The following is a 26298-nucleotide window of genomic DNA, read 5'->3' on the forward strand; positions in this document are numbered from 1 at the left end:
ATTTATATTTGTACTACAACTAAATGTATGAGAGCCTACAACACCAAACATTTCCTTAGGATCCTTTTCAGCCTGCATAAAAGTGATACTTTAAAGATCCTGTTCCCTACCATGTTCCTAGTGGGTATCTATTCTTACGGGATCGCTTATCTGGAGCTGGAATATCTCCACCTGACCTCAAAATCAAAGGTAAGTAATGTGGGGCTTATTCATTCCCTGCTCGGCTTCGTACTTTCTTTATTGTTGGTCTTCAGGACCAATACGGCCTATGACAGATGGTGGGAAGGAAGGAAACTATGGGGAAAACTGGTAAATGATACCCGCAATTTTGCCATAAAGATCAATACCATTCTTGAAAATGACAGAGCCAACGCAGAACAGATTGCAAGGTATTTAAAATTTTTTCCGCATTTCCTGGCCAAACACCTTTCACAGGAATCCACACGGCTGGCTCTGGACGAAGATTATTCAGAAATAGAAAATTCCCTTAAGCATCATGGCCCAAGTGATATCATCATTCTTCTGACCCATAAACTGAATCAGTTAAAGAAAGAAGGAAAGATTTCCGATATCGAAATGATATATCTGGATAGCCAGCTTTCCGGTTTTCTTGATGTATGCGGAGGCTGTGAAAGGATCAAAAACACCCCTATTCCTTACTCTTATTCTTCATTTGTGAAGAAATTTATTATCCTTTATGTCCTTGCTCTACCTATAGCCTACGTTATCAATATCGGACTGTTTATGATCCCGCTGACTGTTTTTGTTTATTATGTACTGATGAGCCTGGAGCTTATTGCCGAAGAAATTGAAGATCCGTTCAACAATGATGAAAATGATATTCCAATGGAAGCCCTGGCTCAGACTATTGAGAAAAGTGTCCATCAAATCATGGGACCTAAAAAATCAATCTTTAAAGATTGATTTCCAGCAGTTCCCCGTCATTTTTTATTTCTACAAATTTGCTTTCCCTGTTGGCTGATGCATAATTATAAAAGAATGTATCATAGATCGGTGTGGAATACAGATATCCGCCGTAAGCGTTATAGGAATCCGTTTGTCCCGTTTGCTGCTGGTAGCTTGCAGATGCGGTAAAATTCACGATGGTTTCAAGATAGTATCTTCCCGGTTTCAGTTTCTCAAACCTGAATCGCCCATGATCATCCGTCAAAGCCTCGATTCTGTATTTAAATGCTTCATCCGACATATAAACCGTGGTCTTTTTATTTTCATACTTTTTTCTCATTTTATGAAATTCTTCAAAGTATGGCGTTACGGGGAAAAGCATGACTACTGTTCCTTTAGGAGCATAATGCTTTTGTCCCAGCAGGGGCTTTATTCCCCAATTGTTCTTTTGTTTGGTGGAAGCCACCCCTTCTATGGTAGAATTTCCGAAGCCGATCATGTTCTGCGCCAGTTTCTTATCAAAAAAAGCTTGTGGATAATAGGTATTTTGTGCTTTTGAAAATATAAAAGTCGATACCAACGTCATTAAAATGAATACATTTTTCATGGCATATATTTTAATCAAATATAAGTATTTTGCTATTTTTGAAATAAAAAAATCTATGAAATACTCTTTTCTATTGCTTTTGTGTGCATTCATGACGGCAGCGCAAAAACCCTGCGGATTTAAAGACGGACTTCAGGAGGGAAACTGTAAGCAGTTCTATGAAAACGGACAGATAAAAGAGATTGCCGACTGGAAAAAAGGAAAACTGGACGGTAATGCCGTTTTTTACTACGAAGACGGTAAAGTACATGCTAAAGGAGAGTACAAAAAAGATTATAAGATAAAAGAGTGGCTCTACTATGATAAGAATGGAAAACTAACCGCCAAAGAGGTTTTCAGAAATGGTGAAAAAAATATTTATGACAACAGCCTTACCGCTACATTCTATTCTCCTTCCGGTGTTGTAACCGAAATTTCAGATTACAAGCTTGGGAAACTGCATGGGGAAAGCAGGATATTTCATGAGGACGGCAAGTCTGTAAAACAGACCGGCTATTATGAAAACGGAGCCGCTGCCGGAAAATGGAAAGTACTTTACCCATCCGGAAAACTGCAGCGTGAAACGGAATTTGCCAATAATGAATGGAACGGGAACAGAATTCATTACCGTGAAGATGGCAGCATAGAAAAAACGGAAGTTTACAAGAACGGAAAATTAATCTCTACAAAATAATACATTGGTACACAAATTAAAACTAGAAGAACTCAACAGGATAGATGTGGAAACATTTAAAAAAACCGAGAAAATTCCATTGACCATTATCCTGGATAATGTCAGGAGCATGCATAATGTGGGAGCGGCATTCAGGACAGCGGATGCCTTTCTGATTGAAAAAATAATCCTTTGCGGAATCACTCCGCAGCCTCCTCACCGGGAGATCCATAAGGCGGCACTTGGCGCTACGGAAAGTGTTGACTGGGCCTATGAAAAAGATATCAATACCGCTATTAATGATGCGAAAAGCCAGAATTATGAGATCATTGGTATTGAACAGACGACCAACAGCCGGATGATCACTGATTTTACGATTGACAAAACAAAAAAATACGCCCTTATTCTGGGAAATGAGGTGGACGGCATCAGTGACGAAGCTCTGGAACATATAGATACCTTTCTGGAGATCCCTCAGCTCGGGACCAAGCACTCTTTAAATGTAAGTGTATGCGGTGGAATTGTAATGTGGGAATTTGCCAAGGCCCTAAAATAAAAAACTGCATATGTCCTTACAGACAGTGCAGTTTGAAATAAATCTAATAAAAAGTAAAAATGAAAGGCTACAAAGGTAATTCTTTTTTCTTTACAAACAAATTTTAACATTAGTTTTTTCAATTTGCTCTAAAAAAAGTTTTATTTTCAGAAAAAGTTTCGTTTAATTTTTTATAAATTAGCACAATGTTTATCAAGGATTATATCTCGAAGGATTTCTCGTGTTTTCATCTCACTGACTCAATAGAATCGGCAAGAGACACTTTAGAAGACTTTGGATATTCCCATATATTTATCAAAAAAGCCCATCATTTTTACGGAGCTATTGCACAGGACTTTCTCTATGAAGAAGAGGGCACTTTGAAAGACCTTGAACATCAGATCGAACGGTTCGCGATCCTTGAGGATAATAACATCATGGACAGCATTCGTTTATTCTATACTTTTAATTCCAATGTGATCCCCGTGATCAATAAGAATGAAAAGTATCTTGGATATATCAGCTGTGAGGATATCTTCCAGGATTTTTCCCGATATCCTTTGTTTTCAGAGTCAGGAGCTATTCTTACCATTGAAACTCCGGCAAGGAAATATTCGATGACCGAAATTGCAAATATTGTTGAAAGCAACAATTCTAAATTTTACGGCGGGTTTATCTCCCTGATGTCCGACGAGGCCATCCAGGTGACCATAAAGATCAGCAATGAAAATCTGAGTTCCATAGATGCCACTTTTGACCGGTACGATTACAGGATCGTTGAAAAATACTATTCTGATGAGAAAACAGACCTGTTCAAAGACCGTTTCGGGTTTCTCCAAAAATTCATAGAAATATAACATGAAGGCAGCCATCTATTCTCAGAAAAAAGATCTTGATACATTTTTGTATTTAAGCAAATTTATCTCGGAGCTTGAAAGCAAAGGAGTAAAGTCTGTTTTATATGATGAGATGGCGGAAGCACTCCAGTTTTCCAAGATTTTTGAAACTTTTAACAGTAAAAAAGACCTTATTGATAAGGAAGTGGATCTTTTCTTCACTTTTGGCGGAGACGGAACCATTGTGAACTCCATAACCTTTATTGAGGATCTTGAAATTCCTATCGTAGGAGTAAATACCGGAAGGCTGGGCTTTTTGGCCAGCTTTACCAAGGAAGAAATATTTAAAGAACTGGATGCTATTATAAAAGGAGATGTGAAAACCAGCAGACGTTCTGTGATTGAAGTGGTTTCTCCCAGATCGGAAGACTTTTTCCCGTATGCCTTAAATGATGTTACGGTTTCAAGAAAAGAAACAACCTCCATGATTACCGTGGATTCTTACATCAATAATGAATTCCTGAACGTATTCTGGGGAGACGGGGTCATCATATCTACACCGACGGGTTCAACCGCCTATTCTTTAAGCTGCGGCGGGCCTATCATTTCCCCGAACAACGAAAACTTTGTCATTACACCTATCGCGCCCCACAACCTTAATGTAAGGCCACTGATCGTGAATGATACAGTGGAAATAAAATTCAGAGTAGAGAGCCGGGTACCTCAGTATTCCCTGTCTTTGGACTCAAGGCTGGTACACATAGAAACCGATAAAGAGGTAATCATCAGAAAGGGCGGCTTCCAGATCCTTCTGGTTCAGCCCAATAACTTAAGTTTTTATGAAACCATCCGTCAGAAGCTCCTTTGGGGACGCGACAAAAGAAATTAGTAATTGAGCAAAATTCCTTACCTTTACAGGAATTTTAAAAACACCCTAATAATTATTTAAAAAGTAAAACATGAGCAGAATTTTCCCGGCAGGAGTTGCCACAGGTCAGTTAGTTACAGATATTTTCCAGTATGCTAAAGAAAATAAATTTGCATTACCTGCAGTGAACGTTATCGGATCAAGCAACGTAAATGCCACTATGGAAACTGCAGCCAAATTAAACTCTCCTGTTATTATTCAGTTCTCAAACGGAGGAGCTTCCTTCAACGCAGGAAAAGGACTAAGCAACGACGGCCAGAGATCTGCTATTTTAGGAGCCATTGCCGGAGCAAAGCACATTCACACACTTGCTGAAGCGTATGGAGCTACGGTAATTTTACATACTGACCACTGTGCAAAGAAATTACTGCCTTGGATCGACGGATTGATGGATGCCAATGAAGAATTCTTCAGGCAAAATGGTAAATCCCTATACTCTTCTCATATGCTGGATCTTTCAGAAGAATCTCTTGAAGAAAACCTTGAGGTATCTGCTCAGTATTTTGAGAGAATGGCTAAAATGCAGATGACCCTGGAAGTAGAAATCGGGGTTACCGGCGGAGAAGAAGATGGTGTGGATAATTCTGATGTGGATAATTCCAAATTATATACCCAGCCGGAAGATGTAGCTTATACTTACGAAAAACTAAAAGCCATTTCCGACAACTTTACCATTGCTGCTGCTTTTGGTAACGTACATGGAGTATATAAGCCCGGAAATGTGGTTCTTACTCCGAAAATATTAGATAACTCTCAGAAATATGTTCAGGAGAAATTCGGAACAGCTGAAAAGCCGATCAACTTTGTATTCCACGGAGGTTCCGGATCTACTTTGGAAGAGATCAGAGAAGCTATTGATTACGGGGTGATCAAAATGAATATTGATACAGACCTTCAATTTGCTTATACAGAAGGGATCAGAGATTATATGGTCAACAATATCGACTATTTAAGATCCCAGATCGGAAATCCTGAAGGAGAAGAAAAACCAAACAAAAAATTCTATGACCCGAGAGTATGGGTGAGAAAAGGAGAAGATACATTCTCAACAAGATTAGTTCAGGCTTTTGAAGACTTAAATAACGTAAATACGCTTAAATAATTTTGAGTTATAAATTTTGGATTTTGAATTGCTAATCTTAGACATAAAATCCAAAATCCGGCATTCAAAATTCAACATTTTAAATAAAATTTCATAAATGGCATTCGACTGGTTTAAAAGAAAAGCAAAAAACATCACTACCTCTACTGATGAAAAAAAGGATGTTCCCAAAGGTCTTTGGCATCAGACTCCGTCAGGAAAAATAGTGGAGCACGAAGAACTGAAGAGAAACAGCTACGTTTCCCCTGAAGACGGCTTTCACGTTAGGATAGGAAGTGCGGAATTTTTCGAGATCCTTTTTGATGAAGGTAAATTTACCGAACTGGATGCTAATGTTGAAAGCATAGACATCCTGAATTTCAAGGATACCAAGCCTTACGCAGACCGTTTAAAAGAAGTAAAGGCAAAAACCAAGCTCACGGATTCTATCAGAAATGCCGTAGGGACCGTAAAAGGAACCCAAATGGTGGTTTCCTGTATGGATTTTGCATTTATCGGTGGATCTTTAGGCTCTGTAATGGGTGAAAAGATCAGAAGAGCCATAGATTACTGTATTGCCAACAAACTTCCTTATATGATCATCTGCCAGTCCGGAGGAGCAAGAATGCAGGAAGCGACTTATTCCCTGATGCAGCTGGCTAAAGTACAGGCTAAACTGGCCCAGCTTTCGGAAGCGGGACTTTTATACATCGCTTATCTTTGTGACCCTACTTTTGGAGGAATTACGGCTTCTTTTGCTATGACCGCAGATATCATTATGGCAGAACCGGGAGCACTAATCGGGTTTGCCGGGCCAAGAGTTATCCGTGAAACGATCGGAAGAGACCTACCAGAAGGTTTCCAGACATCAGAATTCCTACAGGAAAAAGGATTCGTGGATTTCATTGTAAAAAGAACAGAAATAAGAGATACTGTATCTAAAACAGTAAATTTATTGGCAGTAAATGCTTAAATTTTGTAACAAAAACGATATAATCTCTCTCTAATTGGGGAGAGATTTTTATTTATGAGGACTTTTAGAATATTTTTCAACTCCATCCGAAAGCTGAGCCTGAAAAAAATTATGCGGCTCTTTTCCCTTGTGGGTCCTCATCCCCTGTTTTCCCTGCTGAGTTTTTACGCCACACTAAAGGCATATACCATTGCCCAGCAGCATTTTCCTGAAACGGCATCCAATAATGGCGTAGGGAACGCTTTCAGACATGCGCTCTGGTGCTGCTTTATCATGATGTACTGCTGTAAGATATCTTCGCCCCAAAAAGCCCTAGATTTCTGTAAAAGACTTACTGATATGCACGAAGAGCTTTTTCCCAACGAGCCCCTGGAAACCAAAATGGATCTTCACAATAATAAAATAGGCATGGACTATTTTATGGAGCTGCTGCCCGGCATACACCGCCAGTTTTTCGAAAAAGGGTTCTTTATTGATGCTCTTATTAAAAAAACCCACAATGCAAAAGTCCTGGAAAACTTAGATGATGACTTTGGTAATGACCTCATCTATCTTGAAAATAAATTATTATAAGATCCTCACTGCTTGGTTTTTAAAATTTTATATCTTTGATATAAAAAATAGCGATGAGGTTACTTTCAATAATTTTTGTGTTGTCTATAAACGTCTGTTATTCTCAACGTCCGGGTGCCGGAGATCCGGCTCTTGCAGTGGCAGCCAACCAAATGCTTAACTACACGACCAATGTTAGTTTTGATATGTATAAATATACCCTGGATAAAACGACCAGAGATCAGTATGAAAGCAATCCCCTTTTTGAAAATAATGTTTACCGGTATGAAGATTTTACCATCGCCAGAATATCGAACATAAAAGATCCTAAGCTGATCCGTTATAATCTGGTAAATGATGAAGTTGAAGTCAAAATGAAAGATAATGTATACGCCGTTGATAAAAACGATATGTATAATGAGTTTTTAATTGAAAAAACGGGCGAAAGAATAAGGTTTCTCCCTTATATCGATAAAAACGGCACAGAAACCAAAGGATATTTATTTGAAGTTTATTCTGATAAAGATTTCACCCTGTATAAAAAAATATACTCAAAATTCATAGAACCTAAAGAATTAAAAAGCGGTTTTGAGACCCAGAAGCCTTTTGGTTTTATCAATCAGGAACCGTTATATTTTTTCGCATCCACCTACACGGATAAAATCAATTACCTTCCTGAAAAAAAGAACAAACTGGCTTCGCTTTTTCCTGAAAAAGATGAAAAGATCAGAAAAATTATCCGCGAAAGTAAAGTCAGTTTTTCCGATCAGAGAAGCATCATCAATCTTCTGAAAGAAATCCATAATCACTGATCATCATCAAAGCAGGATCGTCTCAACAGAATATTGATCGCCTTTTTCTCAAAATTTCACTACATTTAAGACCAAATAAACAATAAATGGTTCTCAGCAGAATTTGGTCGGCATTTATCATTATTGCCATTGCCATTGCCAGTATAAAATATATCTCTTCAGGTCATTACAAAACCATTTTCAATGATATGGTGGTGGGAAAAGGCGGTGATACGGTGCAGATCGCCACACAGAAAATGAACGCCCTTTCTCCTGTTGTCAGAGACAGCCTGATGAAAAAATCTGATTTTGCAGATAACAGAATTCATTATAAAACAGATTCTTTAAGACAGGATGTGAAAGTTTACCGCGTTCAGGAAGCAGACGGCGTTATCGGAACCTCTGAAACCGCCGTTAAAATCTGTCTTGGACTGATCGGGATCATGACTCTGTTTATGGGATTCATGAGTATAGCTGAGAAAGCAGGCGGGATCAATCTTTTAAGCCGGTTTATTCAGCCGTTCTTTTCAAAGCTATTTCCGGAGATCCCTAAAAACCATCCGGCTTTCGGGCATATGCTGATGAACTTCAGTGCCAATCTCTTAGGTCTGGATAATGCCGCCACTCCTTTCGGGTTAAAAGCCATGGAAAGCCTTCAGACCTTAAATCCTAATAAAGATACTGCCAGTAATTCCCAGATCATGTTCCTGTGCCTCCACGCCGGAGGAATGACTCTGATCCCGGTTTCCATTATTGCGATCCGGGCTTCCATGGGATCTAAAACACCGACAGACATTTTCCTTCCCTGCATGATCGCGACTTTTGCTGCAACTATGGCCGCGATGATCATTGTTTCTTTATATCAGAAGATCAATTTACTCCGTCCGGTCGTTATTGCTTATATCGGAGGGATTTCTGCCGTTATCGGACTGCTTGTCTGGTATCTGGTACAGCTCAGCAAAGATGAACTGGACGGATTCAGCAAAGTATTAAGTAACGGGCTTATCCTCTTTATCTTTCTGGCAATTGTTTTGGGTGCAGTCTATAAAAAAATCAATGTGTTTGAAGCTTTTATTGAAGGGGCCAAAGAAGGTTTCACTACCTGTGTAAAGATCATTCCTTATCTGGTCGGGATGCTGATCGCGATCTCTCTTTTAAGGACATCCGGTGTTTTTGATGTGATCATAGACGGAATGAAATGGGTGGCTAACATGGCCAGCCTGGATACAAGATTTGTTGACGGGCTTCCGACTGCTTTGATCAAGCCTTTATCCGGCTCCGGAGCAAGGGGAATGATGGTGGATACCATGGCGACTTTCGGAGCAGATAGCTTTCAAGGGAAATTGGCAGCGGTGCTTCAGGGAAGCTCAGATACGACCTTTTACGTCATCGCTGTATATTTCGGGGCAGTGGCAGTAAAGAACACAAGATATACGGTAATTGCCATGCTTCTGGCCGATTTGGTGGGGATCATCACTTCTATCATACTGGCTTATTTATTTTTTGCTTAAAAGTGATGAGAATATTAACCATTCTTATTCTGTGCCTGTTGCTTGTTGGCTGTAAAGAGTACAAGGCAACGGAAAGTCTGAAAAAGGCAACCGTCAAAAAACAGAATTTGAAGGATTATATCGATTTTGAATATGATCAGGTGATCGCCTTTGCTACCGTAGATCCGATGGAATATCATGAAACCGGAGCAAAAGATCTTGATTTTAATAAATTTCACGATACCATCAGCAGAAAATTAAGTCCTGCTCAAATAAAAAAGCTTAATACTATTCTAAGCGGGAAAGAAAATAAGAATGATGACAGCCCTTTACACGCAGACTGTTTTTATCCCAGACATAATATTGCTTTTTTAGATAAGGACAAGAAAGTGGTCAATCATATTTTAATCTGTTTTGAGTGCAATAATATTGAAAGCAGCAAGCCTTCTTTGGCCAGCATGAAAAACTATGAAGATTTCTTCAATTCTTTAGGATTGAAAGTTTTTTACTCTCCTTTTGAACATGCTGACTATTATAACTCTATCAAACTTTCAAATAATAGTAAATTTAAATAATCGCTTTTCCGCAGGAATAACTCCAAACTATCACCCCCTAAACTTTAAACCCATAACTCTATGATCCAGGATAAAGATTTCACCTTAAGACTCATCCGTCAGCTAACCCAGGCATTGGAAAAACTTCTTTTAGGAAAGCCTGAAGAAAGTCTCATGCAGAAAGAATTGGATTTTGATTCCCTGATGAAAGATATTTTCAGGATGGATTTTTCGGAGGTGTCTTCAAAAACAAAGGAAGAGCTCACTGCAATGGTGAATGAAAGACAGGAAAAGGATCACAAGGATTATTATGAAATGCTCGGAAATCTTTTCTATTTCAAAGGAAAAGAAGCCCATAATGAAGATTTTCTGGACAAGGCAAAAGCTTTCTACGAAATGTATCTTCAGACCAGCGGAATTTTTGCGCTTCCGGTCATCAACAGAATTAACGAAATAAAAAAAGCACTTGAATAAGTGCTTTATATTTTAGAATGTAATTTTATAACTTCCGGTTGAAGAGGTATTTGCTTTTTCGGCTTTTACATATTTCTTTACCCAGGAAACCGATGTAGACACTACACAGGGATCCGATACGCCTCCTGACCTTCTTGCAGAAACCACATTTCCAGCCTTATCTACCGTATAAGAAATGGTAATAGACCCACCCGCTGAACAACTGTGTGACGGCTGTGCCCCTCCTCTTCCCATTGTTCCGGGAATAAACCCTACCAGTCTTCTGTCAATCCCAATTTTACTATCCCCGTCACCATCACCTCCTAAAGGATCACCTGCATTTCCTATTCCTGATCCTGTTCCTTGGCTTCCGGCTTTGGTTCCCCTGCCTTTAATCAGGTTCCCTATGGCTGCATTTCCTTTACCGTCTCCACTTCCTGTTTTAGAATTAGACGTTGTGGCAGAAGCTTTCTTATCATTTTTGGAAGCTGTAGTTCCGGATGTGGTCTTTTTAGTGGATTTTGATTCCTCTTTTTTAGGGGCGGTAACTTTTGAATTGTTCCCGGTAATGATCTTTTCCTTGGCCTCGGATTTCTTGGTTTCAGGCTGAGGATCAGGTTTTACGACGGTTTTTGTTTCAGGAACTGCCGTCTCTACGGGCTCAGGAGTAATTTCTTCCGGTGCTGCCGCTAAGCTTCCTTCCTGATTAGCCGGTTCTTCTATCCCGTTTCCGTTTCTGTTATCCCCGAAGTTGACCAGCATTGTGGTAACAACTTCAGGCTCCTGTTCCAGTTCCGGTTTCAATTTATAAAGAAAAACAAAAAGCAAAATGGCAGACCAGATGAGAATAGAAAGTATGCCACTTTTTATCCGGTCTCTGTTTTCTTCCTCTTTATTTACAGTATAGCCTCTCATTTTATATGGATATCATTTCCCTGTTGTGATGGTTACTTATCTTTCACCGTTGCAATGGCGATATTAAACTTATGCTTTTCAGCAATTTCCATGACAAAAACAACGTCTTTGTGCATTGTATTTTCATCTGCTCTTATGGTAAAAGACTTATTAGCCTGATTGGTCAGTGCATTTGCAATCGTTTGTTCCAGTTGCTCTCTTGCAACCGGCTTATCATCTGCATAATAAGAACCGTCAGGCTTAATGCTTACTGTCAATGGATTCGGGATATTATCTTCAATGGCTCCGGTTTTAGGCAGCTTTACATCAATAGCACTTTGATTGGCTGCTGAAGATGTGACCATAAAGAATATCAGCATTAACAGGATAACGTCTGTCATCGCGGCTAAACTGAATTCGGGATTTGCTTTATTTCTTCTCTGAATTTTCATCTGTTTTATTTTATTGTTTTTTAATGCGTCAGATGGAACCTTTCGGTTTCATAAGAAAGATTTATAAAGGTTTATTGATAATATCTAAAAATTCTCCGGACATATTCTGGGCCCTCAAAACAAACTTGTCTATTCTGGTCAGAAGCACATTATAGAAGAAATTAGCCGGAATTGCCACTGCCAGACCTACCGCCGTTTGTCCTAAGGCTGTATAAATACCTTCTGAAAGCGTTTTTGGAGAAAAAGAGCCTGTAGCATGAGATAAATTAAAGAACGCAATGATCATCCCTATTACAGTTCCCAAAAGCCCCAACATAGGAGCAATACTTGGTACTACAGCTAAAAGGTTCAGGTTTTTCTCCATATTGGCTACTTCCACCTGCGCCTGAGCCTCCATAGCACTCACAATATCCGACACCGGGCGCCCCAGTCTTGAAATTCCTTTTTCCAGGATCCTTCCTTCAGGAGAGTTTTGTCTTTTACAGTAATCTGCTGCTGATTCTATCCTCCCTTCTTTTATGAAGTCTTCAATATTATTCATAAAATTGGAATCGGTTTTTGAAGTAAGCCTTTTGATAAAGAAAAATCTTTCAAAAAACAGGTATACGGAAAACACACCAAGCAAGAGCACGGTAACCATCACTATTTTGGCGAAAGCTCCACCGTGGAACATTATTTTCCAGAAAGAAAATTCTAAATCGTCAGTGCCTGCTACAGGTGCAGTAATTTGCGCAAATAAAATCTGAGTAAGTTCCGTTAACAGCATTAATGTGTATGTTTTTTAATGGTTTAAACGACAAAAATAATGGAATATTATTAATTGTGGTCTTAAAAATTGCTTAAAAACAACTTAAAGTTTGTTATTTTCTATAAAAAGCAAATTTCTTTCCAAAAAGATTTGAAAAGAAATTCGATATGAAAATAATAAGGGCAGATCTTATTCTTCGTCTACCTTTATATCATCTTGTTTAAATTCACATTTAAGCCTGAAAGGAAGCGGGGTATCTGATCCCGTATAAAAATCATCGATGGTTCCTTTCCAGATTACCTGCAGTTCTCCTTCTTCATTTCTTTCAAACAAAAGCTCATTGTCATAAATATAAGCTTCCTCGTCATCAAACAGATCCACTTCTGTAAAGGTCTCCTCTTCAGAATCGTTAACCTGTATCACTTTTCCTTCGATTTCCTCCGATTCGATGGGAAAATCAAAGATTTCAAGCGAAAGTTGCGGAAAGTTATATTGCAAAGAATCATCATCTACATGATCCAGACCGTCATCCGTAATAATTTCAACCTCAAGAAAATGCTGCTGGTTGCTATAGACCGCCTTACAATAAGTATTTCTTATATTGTATTTTAGCGTTTCGTCCGGATGGTAAATTTTTAAAATCCCTTTCATTGTCTCTTAAAAAGAACTGTAATAGTATGAGTGTTAAACGTTTTCGACAAAGATAAAAAATTGATTGAATGTGAAAAATTTTTTGAAAATTATTTTTTGAAAATTAATTCTATGGATCATGGAATATTTTAATATTACTTACTTTTGTTTTCATAAACGATTCTGAAAATGAAAAATATTTTATCAAAAGGCATAGTAAGCTTAGGCTTAATAGTAAGCCTGGTTTCCTGCAAAAAATCTGATTCGCCTTTAACGAAAGTAACTCCGGCAAATTTGGATTCTATTGCGGCCAATTATTATGAACAGTATTTAAAATTATATCCTTTAGAGGCTACATCTCAGGGAGATACCCGGTACAATGACCAGTTGCCCGTCAATATTGATAAAGACTTCATTTCAGGAGAAATTGCTTTTTACAATACGGTTCAGAAACAGCTGGAACAGGTAGATTATAAAAGCTTATCCGATGAGGATAAAGTGGTATATGATGTCCTGGACTATACGCTAAAAGACAAAATTGAGGCATACGCTTATCATCCGGAATACATCCCGTTCACTCAGTTTTCAGGATTGCCTCTTTCTTTCCCCTTATATGGAAGCGGGCAGGGAAGCCAGCCGTTCAAAACGGAAAAAGATTATGATGACTGGCTGAAAAGAATGGAAAAATTCCCGGAATGGATGGATGCAGCCATAGAAAACTTCCGTGAAGGGATCAATAGTAAAATAGTGCTTCCTAAAAAGCTGGTCGTAAAAATGATCCCTCAAATGAAAGCCGAGGAAATCACCACATCAGACCTTGAAAAGAATATTTTTTACGGGCCCGTTAAGAACTTCCCGAAAGCGTTTACACAAGCACAGAAAGATAAATATTCAACGCTTTATAAAAATGCAATTGCCAAGAACATTATTCCTGCTTATACCAAAATGGCCAGTTTCCTGGAAACCGAATATCTGCCGAAAGCAAGAGAAACAGACGGCTACAACAGCTTACCTAAAGGAAATGATATTTATAAGTATTATGCAAAAAGCTGGACAACTACAGATAAATCCCCTGACGAGATTAACAAAATAGGATTGCAGCAGGTTGCCATGCTACGGGCTGAAATGGAAAAAGTAAAACAGCAGGTCGGGTTTACAGGAACATTGGAAGAGTTCATTAATTTTGTAAAAACAGATCCTAAAGCCATGCCTTATAAGAATTCTAAGGAGGTTTTGGATGCATTTAACGGAATTTTAGCTAAAATCACTCCCAAGCTGAAAAAGATGTTCAGCATAACTCCGAAAACGAAATTTGAGATCAGGCAGACGGAAAAGTTCAGGGAAGCAAGTGCAAGTGCAGAATATATACAGGGAACTCCTGACGGGAAAAGGCCGGGAATATTTTATGTGCCCCTTCCTGACCCTTCAAAGTTCAATACAACTTCAGGAATGGAGTCTCTTTTCTTACATGAAGCTATTCCGGGGCATCATTATCAGGTTTCTCTTCAACAGGAAAATACAAAGCTTCCAAAGTTCATGAGATTCGGATGGTTCGGTGCGTATGGTGAGGGATGGGCGCATTATTGCGAAACACTGGGCCCTGAATTCGGATTATACACGGATCCCTACCAGAAAATGGGATATCTGAGCGATCAAATGCTGAGAGCAGTAAGATTAGTAGTTGATACAGGTTTGCATACCGGAAAAATGAAAAGAGAAGAAGCGATCAAATATTTCTTAAGTAATATTTCTTACGATGAGGCAAGTGCCACAGCAGAAGTGGAAAGATATATGGCCATGCCCGGGCAGGCTTTAGGATACAAAATAGGCTCAATAAGGATCCGGGAACTGAGGGATCAATATCAAAAGCAACTGGGAAGCAAATTCAGTCTGGCGAGCTTTCATGATGAAGTTCTGAGCCAGGGCTGTCTTCCTTTAGATGTTTTGAACAGAAAAATGGAGCTTTGGGCGAAGAAGCAAAAGTAAAATATACAGAATTCCCTTTGTTCTGAAGGGTGATAAATCTTTGATTTGACGGGGTGTTACAATTTAATATTCAATTATTAACTACCCCGTCTTTTTGTTTCACAAAAATCCACCCCTTCATGGAAGGGGAATTTTATTCTGTTCCCGAAAGTATCGTTTTTTATTTATCGAACATCATTTTCGTAATAAAATCCTTATCTCCTTTACCTCTTGCCGGAGAATATTCCCGCCCATAAAAAATAATCTGTAGATGAAGCTTATTCCATACATTTTCATGGAAAATAGTTTTGGCATCTTTTTCTGTTTCCACTACATTCTTTCCTGAGGTAAGCTTCCATTGGGTCATTAATCGATGAATGTGCGTATCTACCGGAAATGCAGGAAAACCAAAAGCCTGGCTCATTACCACAGATGCGGTTTTGTGTCCTACTCCCGGTAAGGCTTCCAATTCTTCGTAAGTCTGCGGTACAACCCCATTGTGTCTTTCCAAAAGAAGTTCTGCCATTCTTTTCAGGTTTTTAGCTTTTGTATTGGAAAGCCCGATCTCTTTGATAAGCTCGCGAATTTCTTCTACTTCCAATTGAGCCATTTTTTCAGGAGTTCCGGCTACCTTGAAGAGATTGGGGGTCACTTCATTCACTTTTTTATCGGTGGTTTGGGCAGAAAGTGCCACGGCAACCATCAAGGTATACGGATCGGTATGGTGTAACGGAATAGGGACTTCCGGATATAATTTTTCTAATTCCAGCTGGATGAGCTCTGCTCTTTGTTTTTTTGTCATGTAACCCTTAAATTTGAACAAAATTAAACATTATGTTGAAAGTTGGAGACCCATTACCGGAATTTGAAGGACTAAACCAAGACGGAAATATCATAAAATCATCAAAACTGACCGGAAAGAAATTGATCGTCTTCTTTTATCCTCAGGCTAATACTCCGACCTGTACCGTGGAAGCCTGTAACCTCAGCGATAATTATTCCAAATTGAAAAAAGCGGGATTCCGACTATTGGGAGTGAGTGCAGATTCTGTGAAAAAGCAGAAAAACTTTCACAGCAAGTTTGCTTTTCCTTATGATCTGATCGCTGATGAAAACCGTGATATCGTAGAAAAGTTTGGGGTCTGGCAGCAAAAGACCACATTCGGGAAAACGTACATGGGAATTGTAAGAACTACTTTTATTTTTGATGAAAACATGATCTGCACACGTGTTATTGAAAAAGTGACTTCCAAAACGGCTGCCACGCAGATTTTAGAAAACTAATGATATGAAAATCTTTTCTTTTTTGCTATGTTGTACAGCTTTTCTTTTTACAAGCTGTCATGGCCTTTCTGAAAGTAAAAATTCAGGAGCTATCTTTTTTATGAGTAAGCGTGACGGCAATTTTGAAATTTACAAAACAGATTCCAAAGGCAGTGAAGCCAAAAACCTTACTCAAAATCCGGCAGAGGATTTTTGGGCATCTTCTGACGGTAATCTTATCTATTTTTACAGTAACAGAACCGGAAAAAATCAGATCTATTCTATGAATCCGGATGGCTCCGGCCAGAAGAATATCAGCAATAATTCATACAATGACCGTTTACCCAATGTCTCCAGAGACGGAAAGCATATTCTTTTTGTGTCCGATAGGGATGAGAAAAACGGAGAATTGTATATTCTTCATTTAGAAACCAATACCACCGAACGCCTTACCCATAACAAGGTTTTTGAAGATGTTGCTTTTTGGGGTAAAAATTCCAGAGAGATCCTTTTTACCCGTGAAATAGAGCAAAAAGAAGGAGAGCTGTTCAACGGGGAAATTTTTCAAATGGATCTAAAGACAAAAAAGGAAAAAAGACTTACAAACCAGGCTGGTTATGATGGTGGTGCCCAGTATTCACCCGATTTCAGGAAGATCGCTTTTTATGCAAAGTCTGCTAAAGGTAAATATGATATTTTTGTTATGAATGCAGACGGAACAAGTATTGAAAACATCACCAATGACGATGAAGAAGATTATTCGCCTTCCTGGTCTCCTGATGGAAAAAAAATAGTGTGCACTTCCGGTGATTCCAAAAACTATGAGGTGGTAATGATTGATCTGAAGACCCGAAAAAAGGAAAACATATCACAGAATCCTAAGCGGGATGAAAGTCCTTTCTGGTTGTTGGCTAAATAACCTTAGTCCCGGTTAAATAGTCTCATAGTACATCAATTCTTCGTTGTCTTCCGGAAGAATTACATATTTCTGAAATCTTAATCCCAGCTTTTCAATTAATTTTTGGGAAGACAAATTATCTTTTGTGGTAATAGCCGACAGTTTTTTAAGCCCGAATTCATCCATCCCTATAGATTTGACTTTAGCCGCCGCCTCATAAGCGTATCCTTTGCCCTCAAATCCTTCCAGTAAGGAAAAACCAATATCTACTACATCCAATCCTTCTCTTTCAAATATGCCTACTCCGCCTATTTTTTGATTTTCGTCTTTGGTAACGATCAGGTAATTACCGAACCCTAATTTTTCGAACAGTGGAAGAAACCTTGTTTTGATATAGCTTTCCGCATCAGAAAGGGTTTTGATATTGCGGTCTCCGATATATCTGATAAACTTCGGGCTATTATACAATTCAAAAATAAATTCCGCATCATCCAATGACATCGGACGGATGATTAGTCTCTCTGTTTCGTAAAAACTATTTTCGTGGGGTTGATTTGGCTGGTTTTTTGGGTTCATCTTTTGGTTCCTCCTTTTTTTCGATCTTTAGAAGCCTTGGATTATTCTTACATTTCTTATAGTACAGCTCAATATAAGTTCCGTTATCTTTTACACTGGTAATGGCTCCTGTAGATTTATTTACCGTTAAAGTATAATGTGTTTTCTGATAGGGACATTCTTTTGAGGTCAGTTTTCCGAGGTCCAGATAGTAATTGGAGCCGTCCTCATAATAGTTTCCAGCAATGTCCTTAAACTCTTCATCCACCATGTATCCTTCTATGGTTGCAGCAATTGCCGCTTCTTCCACATTGTCTACTTTTCCGATAAACTTTTTCAAACCTTCCAAGTCAGTGACGTAATTGGTCTTTCCTGCTGATGAATAGACGATATAATAAAAGCTGTCTTCATCCGGAAAGATATCAAACCCGGAAAACTGAGGTGTATAATCTTTCTTCCCTCCCGAAGTCTTTATTTCCCTGTCTTTGCCGTATGTGTTATAAACCAATACCCAAAAATCTACCCTGTCATCCGGAATTATTCTCTGAAGGAGATTCGGAATATCTGCAAATTTTTTCTTCTGCTGAGCGTATGTTAACATTCCCAAAAACAGAAAAACAAATAGTATGAGCTTGCCTATATTTTTTTTCATAATTCTAAACCCGGCAGAAAGTATGCCATTTTTACATAAACTTTTCTCCCTTTTTAAGGTTTTTCAGGTCAAGGACATAATCTTTGATCAATTGGTCATGTTCTCTCGGGCAGATCAGCAGTACTTTCTCCGTATCTACGACAATATAGTCTTTCAAGCCGTCTATTACTATAGCTTTATTGCTGTTTTTGATATGAATAATATTGCCTTCAGAATTATAGGTTATGATATGCTTTTGTTTTACAGCATTCTGATTCTCGTCTTTTTCAGTATTTTCATATACCGAAGTCCAGGTTCCCAGATCACTCCAGCCTAGATCCGAAGGAATAACGTATACGTTTTTTGCTTTTTCCAGAATTCCGTTATCTATAGAGATCTTCTGAACTTTAGGATAAATGGTTTCTATACAGCTTTCTTCTTTCTCAGAATTATACTCACAAGCCATGAAATGCTGGGTCATTTCCGGAAGGAACATTTCAAAGGCATGATGAATGGATTTCATATTCCATACGAATATCCCTGCATTCCAGAGAAAATCCCCGCTTTCCAGAAAGCTTTGGGCAATTTCCAGGATCGGTTTTTCCGTAAAGGTTTTTACCTTGAAAAATTCAGATCCTTTTTTATCTACAAACTGTATATATCCGTAGCCTGTATCTGGTCTCGTTGGAGTAATTCCCAGCGTAACAAGATAATCGTTTTTGGACGCCAGATCGAAAGCAATCTCCACTTTCTGAAGAAAAACGTCTTCCTTAAGGATGAGGTGATCCGCAGGCAGAACGATCATTGTCGCATTAGGATTGATCTCGGCAATTTTATTGGCCATATATAAATTACAGGCAGCTGTATTTTTTATCATGGGTTCTCCAACAATATTCTGCTCAGGAACTTCCGGAATCTGCTGATGAGAAAGGGCTACATATTCTTTGTTGGTAATTACAAATATATTTTCATCAGGAATTATTTTACTGATCCTGTCATAGGTCTGCTGAATCATGGTGCGCCCGACTCCTAAAATGTCCTGAAATTGTTTTGGGAATTTCTGAGTACTCATAGGCCAGAATCTGCTGCCGATCCCTCCTGCCATAATTACACAGTATTTATCTGATTTTGACATGTTTAACTGCATTTTTCTACCCGAGCTAAAGGTTTGAAAGAATACTTTCTCCCAGTAGCCAGGTTCTTACAAAGATAGTTTTTTTTAATCAGACCTTCTAATAAATACTTTTCACTGCGATATATAAAATATTCCCCTTTCTGAAGCTCTTCAATAAACTGAAGCTTATCATCCTTTTTCTCAATATGAAAATATTTTACAAGCTCTGGACTTGCCATAAAGTTGGCTTTTGGAGATCTTGAAAATTTTATGATGATTGGTTTCAGATCTTCTTCATAGGCATCAATGCTTTCCAGAAGCATTTTCCTGAAGGTATCCTTCCATTCCGTCCCGTGGGGAGAAATCCTTCTTCCATATTTTTCAAAAGCAATTAAATGGGCCAGTTCATGCGTGAGAACAAAGAAAAACAATGGGGGAGCCAGAGTAGAATTAATGGTTATTCCATGGGAATTATCCGGAAGTTTTCTATAATCTCCCAGTTTGGAATTTCTGTTCCTTGTGATCTTTATATGAATATAGTATTCTGAAAACCAGAATTTTAAATATTGAAGCGTATTTTGTGGTAAATATTTCTCTAGTGCTTGGATCGACATTTTACAAACTTAATGGAATTCCTGCATAGAAATTCAACAATTTAAGACTGAAAAGATAATTAAATTTTGCCTGCGCCACAGAACCCTGTGCATTGGCATAGTTATTTCTGGCAATATTTACATCATAGATGGTAGACCTTCCTGCCGCATAGCTTTTATCTGCAAAATCTAAAGCCAGTTTTGTGCTTTTCTCTGCTTCTACAGCCGCCAGATAGATCTCATAATTGGCATCTACATCATACTGGGCTTTCTGAACATTCTGTTTTACGGTCTGCTTCTGCTGCTCCAGTGAATTTTTGGCAACGCTTTCATTAATTTTAGACTGTTCTACCTGCAGTTTCGTAATTCCTTTATTAAAAATCGGGATGTTGACGGATACCCCCGCCTGCTGTCCGAAATTATCTTTGTATTGCCGGAAGAATGCAGGTTCTTTAAGAGGATTCCCGAACTGATCATATCCTGAATAATTTGTATTCAATAAATTATTATAAAAGCTGCCGATTCCCGCACTCGCCGTTACAGTTGGCCAGAAGGCTGTTTTCGTAACTTCGGTCTGGGCTTCTGCCGACCGGATCCTGCTTTCTGCAGCTTTTACCTGTGGCTGGGTTTCATAAGCCGTATTTAATACCTCTTCCACAGATTTCAATTGTGGAGCCAACTGATCGGGAACATTGACATCTTCTACGTCAAAACCCTTATAATCCGGCAATTGTAATAGCTGCGCTAAGGCAAACAAGCTCCGTCCTACATTGATTTCTGCTGTTTTGAGGTTTTGCTTCTCTCTTGCCAAAGCTGCTTCGGCTTCAGCGAGGATGGTCTGTGCCGTAGTTCCAACCTGGGTGGTTATCTTAGCCCTGTCGTACTGTTTTTGGGCATTCCCAACAGCACTCTCAGAAATTTTTACAATTTCCTTATTCAGCAATGTGGTCAGATACTGTTGTGCGATCTGTAAAGAAATGTCATTTTTTATGGTTTCCACATCATATTGGCTTGCTTCCACATCAAATTCAATTTTTCTGATATTTTTTTCCAGCCTCCCGTTATTGTAAAGCAGGATATCGGCCCCGAGATTGGCACTGTTGCTAAACCTGTCATTCCTTAAACTACCGGTTCCGAATGAGGTTTGCCCAAAGCTCACATTATTACTCATATTGGCTGATACCGAAGGAAGATATTCCTTTCGTGCCATTTTAAGATTAGCATCCTGAATCTGTTTTGAATATTCATTTTGGATAACCTGAAGATTATGCTTTACGGCATAATCCACACATTCTCTTAAGGACCATTTCTTCTGGGCGTTTAAACCCAGGCAGGCCAATCCAAAAATGATGATCCAAACTTTTCTCATATTAATCTTTTACTGAATTAGACGAATCAAATATAAAAAAGTTACAGTTTTAAAAATTAATATTTCTTTTTAAAAAAACAGGAAATTTCATCTCTCGGCAATAATATAATAAGCCAAACTGTTCTTTTTTATAGGCAATGCCCACCATTTTTTCAGTTGATACTGATATGAAATTATTTTTTTATTGATTAGGAGCCCGTTTTACACACTGCATTTACACTTAGTTTTTCTGTTTTTCCCTTTAAATTCATGCGTTTATGTGTGCAGTAGAAATACAGTGCCTGTTTTAAAAGCTTATATCTTTATTTTTGAGAATATTTTAATATCCTCTGATTTTCTCAATTATTTCCATTAAAATTTATTCTCCTAATGCTATGAAAAATTATTTACAACTATTTTTTTTACTGTGCTTTTTATTTACTTTTTCACAAAGCAATAATAAAAGTTTTGAAGAGTGTGCTACCAACAAGGTTATGAAGGATCTTTACATTCAGCACCCCGAAATGAAAATAAAAGAAGATGCTTTCAACCGGGAGCTTTCAAAAATGATCAGAAGTGGGGAATTAAATAAGTTTTATTCCAAAAACTCCCCGGTTTATGAAATTCCTGTTGTTGTTCATGTGGTAAGCGACGGAAGCCCTCTGGGATCTTCCTGTAACAGAACTGATGCAGAAGTGATCAATTGGATCAATCATACGAATGATATTTATTCCGGCAATTCAGCTCCCGGAATAAGCACTCCCATTCCTGTTAAGCTTGTTCTGGCAAAAATTGACCCTAACTGTAATCCTACCAACGGAATCAACAGGATCAACGCATCACATCTTACCAATTATGTAACCTATGGCGTAGACTCCCAAGCCAATCAGTCCGGATTATATCAGTTAGATATGACTGCTTTGGGAAAATGGGATCCTACTAAATATTATAATATCTATGTAGTGAAGGACACTGCGGGAGGAGGTGTGCCTAATGGAGGATGGGCTACATTCGCATCAAATCACGGGAATAATACCGATCATGCCATCATTCATTATACTGCAATAACTTCACCTTCCCGTCACCATGTGCTTTCTCATGAATTTGGCCATGCAATGAGCCTTTATCATACCCAGCAAGGATCTTCCGGTTCTACCTGTCCTGCAAACAATGATTGTACATTAGACGGCGATCTTGTCTGTGATACGGAGCCTAATATTCTTTCATCTCCGGGGACGACGCCTTGCCAGGCTGGTCAGATTAATCCATGTACCGGAATAGCATACGCCGGTGCAGAAAGTAACATCATGACTTACACTGCATGCTACAGAGACCGATTCACTGCAGGGCAGCGTGACAGGGCAATCGCCCAACTACTATATTACAGACAAAGCTTGCTGAATTCTCCGGTCCTTAATACTACACCTATCAATAATACTGTATCCCTTACCCCGGCTTGTACTCCGGCAACAATTACAGGCCCTAGTAATTATAATTATGGCATTACATACGTTAAGTTTGGTGAGATTAATAATTACTCCCGTGCCTACCAGCAGTCTGCTAATAATTTCTATGAAAATTTCACCGGAAGCTACTGCCTGGGCAAAGCCACAACTACAATCCCATTGACGAATGCGACCACTATCACAATTGCTCCCGGTCCCGCAAGTTCAAGTAATCCGGCTCATCTTATACGAGCCTATATAGATTATAATAATGACGGCCAGTTCAACGAAACTACGGAAAGAATTTTAAGCCAAACTGTTTCTGCAGGGTCAGTAGCTACTTCTTCTATTACTCCTCCTCCCACTGCTGTACTGAACACACCTCTGAGATTAAGAGTAATCGGGGACAGTAATAATTTTGCCTCCAGTGTCAACGCATGTTACAATCCTGCAAGGGGACAAGTGGAAGATTATTCCATAACCATCCAGAGCCAAACCCTATCAACAAATAAAGAGATAACAAATACCAGCCCTATTATTACAAAGGTTAATTCATCGGTTTATGTAAGAAGTGACCGCAAGATCTTGTCCGTTACCCTATATGATGCTTCCGGCAGAATTGTACTGAACAGAGAAGGTATAAATTCAACAGAATTCAAATCTTCTTCCTTAGATATACAAAACGCTATAATTTTTGTAAATGTTATTTTAGAAAAAGGTGAGACCATTGTCAGAAAAATAAAGTTTTAACATCAAATAGTTTATAAAATGAAAAGAGCTTTACAGCTCTTTTTTTGTTTTGTGATCATTTTGTTTGTAAAAGTTAATAGTAAATTATATAGTACTATGGTACATCATACAAAAAACTTTAAGAAATTTGTATCATGACAAACGAACAATACCAGGAAGCCGTAGAATGGCTTTTCGTACAGGCCCCTAACTATCAGATTGACGGGCAAAAAGCCTATAAACCCGGTTTGGATAATATCACAAAGCTTTGTGCTTTCTTCGGCAACCCCCAGGAGAACCTGCAATGCATTCATATCGGGGGCACTAACGGAAAAGGCTCTACAAGCAATATGCTGGCTTCAATTCTTCAGGAATCCGGCTATACCGTTGGTTTATATAATTCTCCTCACCTTATTGATTTTACAGAACGTATAAAGATTAATGGTAAAAACTGTGATAAGGAATTTGTCTATCATTTCATTCAAAAGCTTAAAAAGCTTCCCGAAGATATCCGCCCGTCATTTTTTGAATTTACTACGATTATGGCTTTCGAATACTTCTATCAGCAGAAAGTGGATTTTGCCATCATTGAAGTTGGCCTGGGCGGGAGATTAGATTCCACAAACATCATCAAACCTTTGGTTACGGCGATTACTAATGTTCAGCTTGATCATCAGAATATTCTGGGAAATACTATTGAGGAGATCGCCAGAGAAAAAGCCGGAATCATCAAAAATAATACAACAATTATTTCCGGAGATGAAAATGAAACGGTAAAAAGCATTATTAAAGAAAAAGCAGATCAGGAAAATGCCCCATTTGTTGACGCGAGTTTACTAAATTCTGATTTAAAATCGGATTTGAAGGGGAATTATCAGGAAAAGAATATAAAGGTGGTTCTGGTATTGGTTGAAGAATTAAGGAAACTCAATGTCAGTATTTCCGGCAGGGAGATAGAAACAGGATTACTGAATGTTCATAAAAATACCAGATTTATTGGCCGCTGGTTTGAATTTTCAAAAGACCCTCTGACGATCTGTGATACGGCACATAACCAGGCCGGATTGGAACAGGTTTTTGCCCAGCTCAATTCCATAGGCCGGCAAAAGCATATTGTTTTAGGTTTCGTGAATGATAAAAAGATAGATGAGGTCATGAATATGCTCCCGGAAAAATCTGTTTTTTATTTCGCTAAGCCTTCTATACACAGGGGCAGGCATCCAAAAGATTATGAAGACCTTCTTCTGAAGGCAAAAATAAATTATAAAATTTTCGATTCTGTGCAGGAAGCTTATCTTTCTGCTAAGCAACAATGTAGCAGTGAGGATATGATTTTTATTGGTGGAAGCAATTTTGTGGTGGGAGAATTTTTAGAAAAAAATTTGCTGGTTTCTTAATAAGTCGTATATTTGCACCACTCTAAACGAGAAAACTTGTTAAAGAGGGTTCTTAGCTCAGTTGGTTCAGAGCATCTGGTTTACACCCAGAGGGTCGGGGGTTCGAATCCCTCAGGACCCACAGAAAAGGAAACGAAACCTTTCAAAAAAATTCGGGTTCTTAGCTCAGTTGGTTCAGAGCATCTGGTTTACACCCAGAGGGTCGGGGGTTCGAATCCCTCAGGACCCACAAAAAAACCGCAACTTTTGTTGTGGTTTTTTTATTTCTGAATATTTATAGGTTTTTATCCTTTTTACACTTATATTATTCAGGATGTATTGCTGAAAATATTTTTTCTATAATCTTCTGAACATTAAGTTCTTCCAGGCACGCCCAATCTCCCCTATAGCATTCTTTATCCCCAAATACGGAACAGGGCCTGCATGTCAGATCTTTTACCTGCACCACATCATTTTCACTTTGCCCGAATCCGAGAAAACCGGCATAGGGATGCGTTGCTCCCCAAACCGAAATACACCTTGTGCCGACAAGACTTGCCAGATGCATATTGGCCGAATCCATTGAGATCATCAGTTCCAATTCTGAAATTTTGTTAAGCTCCTCCGTAAGGCTTAATTTCCCTGCTAAACTTTTTGTGTTCGGGATTTCTCTTTCCCATTGCTCTAACGTTTCGGTTTCTTTTTTGCCGCCCCCGAAGAAATAGAGCGCATGATTTTGGGCCAAAACCCTTGCTAATTCATAAGACTTTTCCAAAGGAAGCATTTTACCCTTATGCTGGGCAAAAGGAGCAAAACCGATTCCTGATTTTTGATTTGAACTCGTCCTTAATTGGTTAGAAAGTCGAATTTCATACCCCATATCCCTGAAAACATCGGCATAGCGTTCAACTGTTTTTTTCAGTTGTACCTTATCCAGATTCCAGATATCGGTCAGCTTTTCTTTTTCCTCTTTTCCTTTATTGATCTTAAAAACTTTCAGTCCTTTTCTCCTGTAAACTTTATCTAAGATCTTGGTACGGATCACATCATGCAGGTTGGCAATCATATCCGGCCGGAATTCCTTCAAAAGCTCATTGGCCAGTCTGTTCAGTCCAAAAAATCCTTTATAATCATCCAAGTTGACTCCTTTAAATATAACATTCGGAATATCAGCAAATAAGCTTTCAAAATTCTTTCTGGAAACCATCACAATCTCCACATCGGGATTCTGTTCAAGGAACTCCCGGAATACCGGTGCTGTCATCGCAACATCACCAAAGGCAGAAAAGCGGTATGCCA

At 38.7% G+C, this 26298-nt stretch carries 29 protein-coding genes and 2 tRNA genes; 19 read left to right on the top strand and 12 right to left on the bottom strand.

Translation table 11 applies throughout. The features are described from left to right. Positions 1-27: 27 nt before the first annotated feature. Entirely contained in the window at positions 28-924 is an 897-nt protein-coding gene (locus tag HNP38_RS10565; protein WP_184189082.1) for a bestrophin family protein, read from the top strand. On the opposite strand, the gene HNP38_RS10570 is transcribed toward HNP38_RS10565, so the two are convergent. Then, positions 914-1513 carry a carboxypeptidase-like regulatory domain-containing protein gene (locus HNP38_RS10570; RefSeq protein WP_184189085.1) on the bottom strand — a complete coding sequence of 200 codons (600 nt, stop codon included), beginning with the start codon at positions 1511-1513 and terminating at the stop codon, positions 914-916. The genes HNP38_RS10565 and HNP38_RS10570 overlap by 11 nt on opposite strands. A gap of 55 nt (positions 1514-1568) precedes the next feature. Here HNP38_RS10570 and HNP38_RS10575 point away from each other — a divergent pair, with 55 nt between their 5' ends. The 11 genes from HNP38_RS10575 to HNP38_RS10625 all read left to right on the top strand — a co-directional run bounded on the left by HNP38_RS10575 (position 1569) and on the right by HNP38_RS10625 (position 10379). Continuing rightward, positions 1569-2186 (top strand): toxin-antitoxin system YwqK family antitoxin, encoded by a 618-nt coding sequence (locus HNP38_RS10575; protein WP_184189088.1) that lies wholly within the window; start codon positions 1569-1571, stop codon positions 2184-2186. Between the two features lie 4 nt (positions 2187-2190). Continuing rightward, a complete protein-coding gene (locus HNP38_RS10580) occupies positions 2191-2721 on the top strand; it encodes an RNA methyltransferase (RefSeq protein WP_184189091.1) in 531 nt (176 codons plus the stop codon). A 185-nt stretch (positions 2722-2906) separates the two neighbouring features. After that, positions 2907-3557, top strand: a complete 651-nt coding sequence (locus HNP38_RS10585) for a CBS domain-containing protein (RefSeq protein WP_184189094.1) — start codon at positions 2907-2909, stop codon at positions 3555-3557. 1 nt (position 3558) lies between these two features. Then, positions 3559-4425 (top strand): NAD kinase, encoded by an 867-nt coding sequence (locus HNP38_RS10590; RefSeq protein WP_184189097.1) that lies wholly within the window; start codon positions 3559-3561, stop codon positions 4423-4425. Between the two features lie 70 nt (positions 4426-4495). Then, a complete protein-coding gene (gene fbaA, locus HNP38_RS10595) occupies positions 4496-5566 on the top strand; it encodes a class II fructose-bisphosphate aldolase (RefSeq protein WP_184189100.1) in 1071 nt (356 codons plus the stop codon). Positions 5567-5663: 97 nt separating this feature from the next. Next, positions 5664-6518: an acetyl-CoA carboxylase, carboxyltransferase subunit beta gene (gene accD / locus HNP38_RS10600; RefSeq protein WP_184189104.1), complete on the top strand. Its 855-nt coding sequence runs from the start codon at positions 5664-5666 to the stop codon at positions 6516-6518. A 54-nt stretch (positions 6519-6572) separates the two neighbouring features. Next, positions 6573-7091 carry a DUF6973 domain-containing protein gene (locus tag HNP38_RS10605; RefSeq protein WP_184189107.1) on the top strand — a complete coding sequence of 173 codons (519 nt, stop codon included), beginning with the start codon at positions 6573-6575 and terminating at the stop codon, positions 7089-7091. 80 nt (positions 7092-7171) lie between these two features. Continuing rightward, on the top strand, positions 7172-7882 hold the full coding sequence (locus HNP38_RS10610; protein ID WP_184189110.1) for a hypothetical protein: 711 nt from the start codon (positions 7172-7174) through the stop codon (positions 7880-7882). An 86-nt stretch (positions 7883-7968) separates the two neighbouring features. Further along, positions 7969-9372, top strand: a complete 1404-nt coding sequence (locus tag HNP38_RS10615; RefSeq protein ID WP_184189113.1) for a nucleoside recognition domain-containing protein — start codon at positions 7969-7971, stop codon at positions 9370-9372. A gap of 2 nt (positions 9373-9374) precedes the next feature. Continuing rightward, positions 9375-9926: a hypothetical protein gene (locus HNP38_RS10620; RefSeq protein WP_184189116.1), complete on the top strand. Its 552-nt coding sequence runs from the start codon at positions 9375-9377 to the stop codon at positions 9924-9926. Between the two features lie 60 nt (positions 9927-9986). Beyond that, positions 9987-10379, top strand: a complete 393-nt coding sequence (locus HNP38_RS10625; protein ID WP_184189119.1) for a hypothetical protein — start codon at positions 9987-9989, stop codon at positions 10377-10379. Between the two features lie 12 nt (positions 10380-10391). On the opposite strand, the gene HNP38_RS10630 is transcribed toward HNP38_RS10625, so the two are convergent. The 4 genes from HNP38_RS10630 to HNP38_RS10645 all read right to left on the bottom strand — a co-directional run bounded on the left by HNP38_RS10630 (position 10392) and on the right by HNP38_RS10645 (position 13103). Further along, the gene (locus tag HNP38_RS10630; protein ID WP_184189124.1) at positions 10392-11273 is read right to left on the bottom strand and encodes a ferric siderophore ABC transporter substrate-binding protein; all 882 of its coding nucleotides are present in this window, start codon (positions 11271-11273) and stop codon (positions 10392-10394) included. A 32-nt stretch (positions 11274-11305) separates the two neighbouring features. Further along, complete coding sequence (locus tag HNP38_RS10635) at positions 11306-11704, bottom strand: ExbD/TolR family protein (protein ID WP_184189127.1); 399 nt, start codon at positions 11702-11704, stop codon at positions 11306-11308. A gap of 61 nt (positions 11705-11765) precedes the next feature. Then, entirely contained in the window at positions 11766-12470 is a 705-nt protein-coding gene (locus tag HNP38_RS10640) for a MotA/TolQ/ExbB proton channel family protein (RefSeq protein ID WP_184189130.1), read from the bottom strand. A gap of 171 nt (positions 12471-12641) precedes the next feature. Further along, the gene (locus HNP38_RS10645; RefSeq protein WP_184189133.1) at positions 12642-13103 is read right to left on the bottom strand and encodes a hypothetical protein; all 462 of its coding nucleotides are present in this window, start codon (positions 13101-13103) and stop codon (positions 12642-12644) included. Between the two features lie 168 nt (positions 13104-13271). Between HNP38_RS10645 and HNP38_RS10650 the strand changes: the two genes are divergently transcribed. Next, positions 13272-15068, top strand: a complete 1797-nt coding sequence (locus tag HNP38_RS10650; RefSeq protein ID WP_184189148.1) for a DUF885 domain-containing protein — start codon at positions 13272-13274, stop codon at positions 15066-15068. Between the two features lie 160 nt (positions 15069-15228). Here the strand turns inward: HNP38_RS10650 and nth are convergent, their stop codons facing one another. Further along, entirely contained in the window at positions 15229-15849 is a 621-nt protein-coding gene (gene nth / locus HNP38_RS10655; RefSeq protein ID WP_184189151.1) for an endonuclease III, read from the bottom strand. A 32-nt stretch (positions 15850-15881) separates the two neighbouring features. Between nth and HNP38_RS10660 the strand changes: the two genes are divergently transcribed. Then, positions 15882-16331: a peroxiredoxin gene (locus tag HNP38_RS10660; RefSeq protein WP_184189154.1), complete on the top strand. Its 450-nt coding sequence runs from the start codon at positions 15882-15884 to the stop codon at positions 16329-16331. A gap of 4 nt (positions 16332-16335) precedes the next feature. Beyond that, positions 16336-17229, top strand: a complete 894-nt coding sequence (locus HNP38_RS10665) for a TolB family protein (protein ID WP_184189157.1) — start codon at positions 16336-16338, stop codon at positions 17227-17229. 12 nt (positions 17230-17241) lie between these two features. Here HNP38_RS10665 and HNP38_RS10670 read toward each other — a convergent pair whose 3' ends face one another. Genes HNP38_RS10670 through HNP38_RS10690 form a run of 5 tightly spaced genes read right to left on the bottom strand, consistent with a single transcriptional unit; the run spans position 17242 to position 21470 of the window. Beyond that, on the bottom strand, positions 17242-17784 hold the full coding sequence (locus tag HNP38_RS10670; protein WP_184189160.1) for a GNAT family N-acetyltransferase: 543 nt from the start codon (positions 17782-17784) through the stop codon (positions 17242-17244). After that, positions 17744-18415, bottom strand: coding sequence for a hypothetical protein (locus HNP38_RS10675; protein WP_184189163.1), 672 nt, complete (start codon positions 18413-18415; stop codon positions 17744-17746). Before HNP38_RS10675 ends, HNP38_RS10670 begins: the two co-directional genes overlap by 41 nt. Before the next feature lie 31 nt (positions 18416-18446). Continuing rightward, a complete protein-coding gene (locus HNP38_RS10680) occupies positions 18447-19529 on the bottom strand; it encodes a mannose-1-phosphate guanylyltransferase (protein WP_228461035.1) in 1083 nt (360 codons plus the stop codon). Between the two features lie 2 nt (positions 19530-19531). Beyond that, positions 19532-20122 carry a SprT-like domain-containing protein gene (locus HNP38_RS10685; protein ID WP_184189166.1) on the bottom strand — a complete coding sequence of 197 codons (591 nt, stop codon included), beginning with the start codon at positions 20120-20122 and terminating at the stop codon, positions 19532-19534. A 1-nt stretch (position 20123) separates the two neighbouring features. After that, positions 20124-21470: a TolC family protein gene (locus tag HNP38_RS10690; RefSeq protein ID WP_184189169.1), complete on the bottom strand. Its 1347-nt coding sequence runs from the start codon at positions 21468-21470 to the stop codon at positions 20124-20126. A 503-nt stretch (positions 21471-21973) separates the two neighbouring features. On the opposite strand from HNP38_RS10690, the gene HNP38_RS10695 reads away from it, so the two are divergent. The 4 genes from HNP38_RS10695 (at position 21974) to HNP38_RS10710 (ending at position 25249) form a co-directional block, all read left to right on the top strand. After that, positions 21974-23644, top strand: a complete 1671-nt coding sequence (locus HNP38_RS10695; protein ID WP_228461036.1) for a GEVED domain-containing protein — start codon at positions 21974-21976, stop codon at positions 23642-23644. Positions 23645-23778: 134 nt separating this feature from the next. Then, positions 23779-25020 (top strand): bifunctional folylpolyglutamate synthase/dihydrofolate synthase, encoded by a 1242-nt coding sequence (locus HNP38_RS10700; RefSeq protein ID WP_184189175.1) that lies wholly within the window; start codon positions 23779-23781, stop codon positions 25018-25020. 46 nt (positions 25021-25066) lie between these two features. Next, a tRNA-Val gene (locus tag HNP38_RS10705) sits at positions 25067-25141 on the top strand. A 33-nt stretch (positions 25142-25174) separates the two neighbouring features. Beyond that, a tRNA-Val gene (locus tag HNP38_RS10710) sits at positions 25175-25249 on the top strand. 75 nt (positions 25250-25324) lie between these two features. Here the strand turns inward: HNP38_RS10710 and HNP38_RS10715 are convergent. Beyond that, a complete protein-coding gene (locus HNP38_RS10715) occupies positions 25325-26263 on the bottom strand; it encodes a glycosyltransferase family 9 protein (RefSeq protein ID WP_184189546.1) in 939 nt (312 codons plus the stop codon). Between the last annotated feature and the right edge of the window lie 35 nt (positions 26264-26298).

Origin of the sequence: Chryseobacterium defluvii (assembly GCF_014204415.1) — a bacterium.
In the GTDB taxonomy this organism is placed as follows: domain Bacteria; phylum Bacteroidota; class Bacteroidia; order Flavobacteriales; family Weeksellaceae; genus Chryseobacterium; species Chryseobacterium defluvii_A.

Excerpts from the sequence above, each read along its gene's own strand:
- HNP38_RS10565 (WP_184189082.1), top strand. The coding sequence starts at position 28 with ATGAGAGCCTACAACACCAAACATTTCCTTAGGATCCTTTTCAGCCTG.
- HNP38_RS10570 (WP_184189085.1), bottom strand. The coding sequence starts at position 1,513 with ATGAAAAATGTATTCATTTTAATGACGTTGGTATCGACTTTTATATTT.
- HNP38_RS10575 (WP_184189088.1), top strand. The coding sequence starts at position 1,569 with ATGAAATACTCTTTTCTATTGCTTTTGTGTGCATTCATGACGGCAGCG.
- HNP38_RS10585 (WP_184189094.1), top strand. The coding sequence starts at position 2,907 with ATGTTTATCAAGGATTATATCTCGAAGGATTTCTCGTGTTTTCATCTC.
- HNP38_RS10590 (WP_184189097.1), top strand. The coding sequence starts at position 3,559 with ATGAAGGCAGCCATCTATTCTCAGAAAAAAGATCTTGATACATTTTTG.
- fbaA (WP_184189100.1), top strand. The coding sequence starts at position 4,496 with ATGAGCAGAATTTTCCCGGCAGGAGTTGCCACAGGTCAGTTAGTTACA.
- accD (WP_184189104.1), top strand. The coding sequence starts at position 5,664 with ATGGCATTCGACTGGTTTAAAAGAAAAGCAAAAAACATCACTACCTCT.
- HNP38_RS10605 (WP_184189107.1), top strand. The coding sequence starts at position 6,573 with ATGAGGACTTTTAGAATATTTTTCAACTCCATCCGAAAGCTGAGCCTG.
- HNP38_RS10615 (WP_184189113.1), top strand. The coding sequence starts at position 7,969 with ATGGTTCTCAGCAGAATTTGGTCGGCATTTATCATTATTGCCATTGCC.
- HNP38_RS10625 (WP_184189119.1), top strand. The coding sequence starts at position 9,987 with ATGATCCAGGATAAAGATTTCACCTTAAGACTCATCCGTCAGCTAACC.
- HNP38_RS10630 (WP_184189124.1), bottom strand. The coding sequence starts at position 11,273 with ATGAGAGGCTATACTGTAAATAAAGAGGAAGAAAACAGAGACCGGATA.
- HNP38_RS10635 (WP_184189127.1), bottom strand. The coding sequence starts at position 11,704 with ATGAAAATTCAGAGAAGAAATAAAGCAAATCCCGAATTCAGTTTAGCC.
- HNP38_RS10640 (WP_184189130.1), bottom strand. The coding sequence starts at position 12,470 with ATGCTGTTAACGGAACTTACTCAGATTTTATTTGCGCAAATTACTGCA.
- HNP38_RS10645 (WP_184189133.1), bottom strand. The coding sequence starts at position 13,103 with ATGAAAGGGATTTTAAAAATTTACCATCCGGACGAAACGCTAAAATAC.
- HNP38_RS10650 (WP_184189148.1), top strand. The coding sequence starts at position 13,272 with ATGAAAAATATTTTATCAAAAGGCATAGTAAGCTTAGGCTTAATAGTA.
- nth (WP_184189151.1), bottom strand. The coding sequence starts at position 15,849 with ATGACAAAAAAACAAAGAGCAGAGCTCATCCAGCTGGAATTAGAAAAA.
- HNP38_RS10660 (WP_184189154.1), top strand. The coding sequence starts at position 15,882 with ATGTTGAAAGTTGGAGACCCATTACCGGAATTTGAAGGACTAAACCAA.
- HNP38_RS10665 (WP_184189157.1), top strand. The coding sequence starts at position 16,336 with ATGAAAATCTTTTCTTTTTTGCTATGTTGTACAGCTTTTCTTTTTACA.
- HNP38_RS10670 (WP_184189160.1), bottom strand. The coding sequence starts at position 17,784 with ATGAACCCAAAAAACCAGCCAAATCAACCCCACGAAAATAGTTTTTAC.
- HNP38_RS10675 (WP_184189163.1), bottom strand. The coding sequence starts at position 18,415 with ATGAAAAAAAATATAGGCAAGCTCATACTATTTGTTTTTCTGTTTTTG.
- HNP38_RS10680 (WP_228461035.1), bottom strand. The coding sequence starts at position 19,529 with ATGTCAAAATCAGATAAATACTGTGTAATTATGGCAGGAGGGATCGGC.
- HNP38_RS10685 (WP_184189166.1), bottom strand. The coding sequence starts at position 20,122 with ATGTCGATCCAAGCACTAGAGAAATATTTACCACAAAATACGCTTCAA.
- HNP38_RS10690 (WP_184189169.1), bottom strand. The coding sequence starts at position 21,470 with ATGAGAAAAGTTTGGATCATCATTTTTGGATTGGCCTGCCTGGGTTTA.
- HNP38_RS10695 (WP_228461036.1), top strand. The coding sequence starts at position 21,974 with ATGAAAATAAAAGAAGATGCTTTCAACCGGGAGCTTTCAAAAATGATC.
- HNP38_RS10700 (WP_184189175.1), top strand. The coding sequence starts at position 23,779 with ATGACAAACGAACAATACCAGGAAGCCGTAGAATGGCTTTTCGTACAG.
- HNP38_RS10715 (WP_184189546.1), bottom strand. The coding sequence starts at position 26,263 with ATGACAGCACCGGTATTCCGGGAGTTCCTTGAACAGAATCCCGATGTG.